Here is a 3,562-nt window from a genome sequence, read left to right as displayed (position 1 = left end):
CGGACCGGCCGTTGCTGACGGTCAAGGACGTGTGCATCGAGCACCCGGGGCCGCGCAGCCTGTGGGGCCGCAGCCAGTTCAAGCGGGTGGTGCATTCGGCCAACCTGTCCATCGCCCCGGGGGAAACCCTGGCGCTGGTGGGCGGCAGCGGCTCGGGCAAGACCACCCTCGGACGGGCGATTGTCGGCCTGAACAGCCCGTGTTCCGGTGCCATCGAGTTTGAGGGCGTGGACATTCTCAAGGCTGGCAACCGTGACCATCGCCTGCAATGCCAGATGATTTTCCAGGACCCGTATTCGTCCCTCGACCCGCGCATGAAGATTGGCGACATCCTCGCCGAACCCCTGCGCCATGTGCCCGGCATGACGCCCGCGCAGCGTCGTGAGCGGGTGGCGAAAACCCTGGTGGACATCGGCCTGGCGGAACAGTTTGTCGACCGCTTCCCGCACCAGTTGTCCGGTGGCCAGCGTCAACGCGTGGCCATTGGCCGGGCGCTGGTGCGGCACCCGCGACTGGTGATTGCCGATGAGCCGATCTCGGCGTTGGACATGACCATCCAGAAGCAGATTCTTGAGCTGTTCGAGCGCCTGCAGGCGCAGTACGGCTTTGCCTGCCTGTTCATCTCCCACGACCTGGCGGCGGTGGAACGCATCGCCCACCGGGTGGCGGTGATGAGCGAGGGCAGGGTGGTGGAAATGGGTGCCCGCGACGAGATCTTCGACCGCCCGCAGCACCCCTACACCCGCAAGCTGCTGGCCGCCGCCAGCCCCTTGGAGAAACTTGAAAACGGTGGCTACCGCATCCGCCAGGGCCCCGTACCGCTAGCGCTGTAACCCAGGACTGACGTCACCCGCCGCGCAAATCGCCGATTTGCGCGAACGGCGAAGCCATGCCCGAAGAACAATAAAAACACCAACCCCCACCCCACTGCCAGGAGCTAAAAAAATGAAAAAATCCCTGACTCAACTCATCACCGGCGTCGGCGTTGTCAGCAGCGGGCTGGTCCCGTCACTGGCCCATGCAGACTTCATCAAGGACAGCAGCGGTACGCTGGACTTGAAGAACTACTACTTCAACCGTGACTACCGCGAGGCCGCTTCCCAGTCGATGCGCGCCGAGTGGGCCCAAGGTTTTATCCTCGGTATCAAGTCCGGTTTCACCGAAGGCACCGTGGGCTTCGGCCTGGACCTGACCGGCATGCTGGGGGTGAAACTCGACTCCAGCCCGGGGCTGTCCGGCACCGGTTTGCTGCAGCGTGACAGCGACAAGAATGTCTCCGACGAGTACTCCAAGCTTGGGGTGACCGCCAAGGCCCGCTTCGCCAAAAGCGAGCTGCGTGTGGGCTACCTGGTGCCGGACCTTCCGATCCTGCAACCCAACACCAGCCGTCTGTTTCCGCAGTCCTTCAGCGGCACCCAGCTGGTGTCCAACGACATCAGCAACCTGAAAATCACCCTCGGGCAGATCGACCAGGCCAAGGACCGTGACTCCACCAACTACGAAGACATGAAGCTGACCACGGTGAGCAAGGTCTACAAGAGCACCGCCCTGAGCGACCAGTTCCGCTTTGCCGGTGGCGACTACTCGCTGACCCCCAACACCTTGCTCAGCTACCACTTCGCGGCGCTGGACAGCATCTACCAGCAGCAATACGTGGGCTTCAAGAACAACTTCGGCCTGGGGCCGGGCACGCTGAAAACCGACGTGCGCTACTTCAAGTCGGACAAGGACGGCGCGGGCCTGGCGGGCAAGGTCGACAACAGCGCCTTGAGCAGCCGCCTGACCTACCAGTACGGCGGGCACAGCATCGGCGGCGGCTTCCAGCAGCAATACGGCACCACGCCGTTTACCTACCTGGACGGCTCCATCACCTACCTGTTCACCGAGTACCAGTTCAGCAACTTCACCCAAACCAGGGAGCGCGCCTGGCACGCCCGCTATGACTACAACTTCGCCGATCTCGGCTTGCCCGGCCTGTTGTTTGGGATCAAGTACGCCAAGGGTGATTCGGCTGAAGTGCTCGGCTTCAACCGCGAAGGCCGCGAGTGGGAGCGCGACCTGGACCTGGGCTACGTGGTGCAGAACGGGCCCTTCAAGGGCGTGTCGATGCGCTGGCGCAATGCGCTGAGCAAAGGCAACTACTTCAACGACGTTAACGAGAACCGCGTGATGCTGGGTTACACCCTGGCGCTCTGGTAACCACCCACTGTGGGAGCGGGCTTGCCCGCGATGGCGGTGGGTCAGTCACGGAATAGGCTGGCTGACCCACCGCCATCGCAGGCAAGCCAGCTCCCACACTGATCGGATTACCAGATCAAGATAGTGTGGGCCGCCCTTACAGACGATCACGCCGGCTCGTTAATATTTCTTCAGCGTTCATCACTCGAATATCGAGATTTCCGGTTTATGAAACTTAAATCACACCCCTTGCTGCAAGCGACACAAGGCACCCACAGGCACGTGGACAGTGAGCATTACGGTGCAATGGGTGCAAGTCGAAAAATCTATATCCAGGCGGCGCTGCATGCCGACGAAACTCCGGCGCTGCTGGTGGCCGCGCACCTGCGCCGGCAATTGGTAGAACTGGAAAATGCCAACCGGCTGAATGCGCAAATCGTGCTGGTGGCCGTGGCCAACCCCACCGGGCTGAGCCAATACATCATGGGCGCGCCCAGCGGGCGTTTCGAACTGGGCAGCGGGCGTAATTACAACCGGGGCTTTCCGGTGCCGTACCAGGCAATCGCCGACAAGATCGAGCACCTGCTGGGCCAGGACATCGACGCCAACCGCCAACTGATCCGCCAGGCCTGGGGCGAATGTCTGCTGGACGCGGCGCCGCTGGACGAATTCCAGTCGCTGCAACGCACCCTGATGCTGCTGGCCCACGATGCCGACATCGTGCTGGACCTGCACTGCTCCCGCGAAGCGGCGATGCATGTGTACACCGGCGAGGCAGTGTGGGCGACCGTGGAGCCGCTGGCGCGCTACATCGGCTCTGAAGCCTCGTTGCTGGCCACCGATTCCCAGGCCAACTCGTTCGATGAGGCGCTGTACCTGCTGTGGGTCAACCTGCGTGAGCGGTTTGGCGATCGGTTTCCGATTCCGGACAGCAGCGTGGCGGTGACCGTCGAGCATCGTGGCCAGCGGGATGTGTCCTATGAACTGGCAGAACATGACGCCACGGCGATCATTGATTACCTGACCCACCTGGGCGCGGTTGAAGGCACGCCACGGCCATTGCCAGCCCTGCGCAACCCGGCGACGCCGTTGGCCGGCAGCGAACAGTTTTATGCGCCATGCGCCGGGGTGCTGGTACACCGGGCGGCAGTGGGCAGTCGCATCGAGGCCGGGCAGGCGTTGTTCGATATCGTTGATCCCCACAGTGGGCAGGCCACCACGGTTTGCAGCCACAACACCGGCGTGTTGTACATGCGCCGCGACGTGCGCTTTGTGAAGCCGGGGGATCCGCTGGGCCGGGTGTCCGGTGCCACGCCGATTCGCAGCGGCAAGCTACTCAGCGCCTGATTTGCCAGCTATGGAATACGGTCAAAATGTGGGAGCG

The 3,562-nt window shown here is 62.8% G+C and carries 3 protein-coding genes; all 3 read left to right on the top strand.

Annotated features, from left to right (window positions below; genetic code table 11):
• Positions 1-833, top strand: an 833-nt coding sequence (locus HX846_RS15620) for an ATP-binding cassette domain-containing protein (RefSeq protein ID WP_178965672.1), incomplete at its 5' end; no start/stop codon positions are given.
• Between the two features lie 112 nt (positions 834-945).
• Positions 946-2,199 (top strand): OprD family porin, encoded by a 1,254-nt coding sequence (locus HX846_RS15615; protein ID WP_008437109.1) that lies wholly within the window; start codon positions 946-948, stop codon positions 2,197-2,199.
• Between the two features lie 207 nt (positions 2,200-2,406).
• Positions 2,407-3,525, top strand: a complete 1,119-nt coding sequence (locus HX846_RS15610; RefSeq protein ID WP_102369307.1) for a succinylglutamate desuccinylase/aspartoacylase family protein — start codon at positions 2,407-2,409, stop codon at positions 3,523-3,525.
• Positions 3,526-3,562 lie beyond the last annotated feature (37 nt).

This window comes from Pseudomonas sp. K5002 (assembly GCF_013386655.1).
Taxonomy (GTDB): Bacteria; Pseudomonadota; Gammaproteobacteria; order Pseudomonadales; family Pseudomonadaceae; genus Aquipseudomonas.
This window is presented reverse-complemented; position numbering and strand designations above follow the sequence as displayed.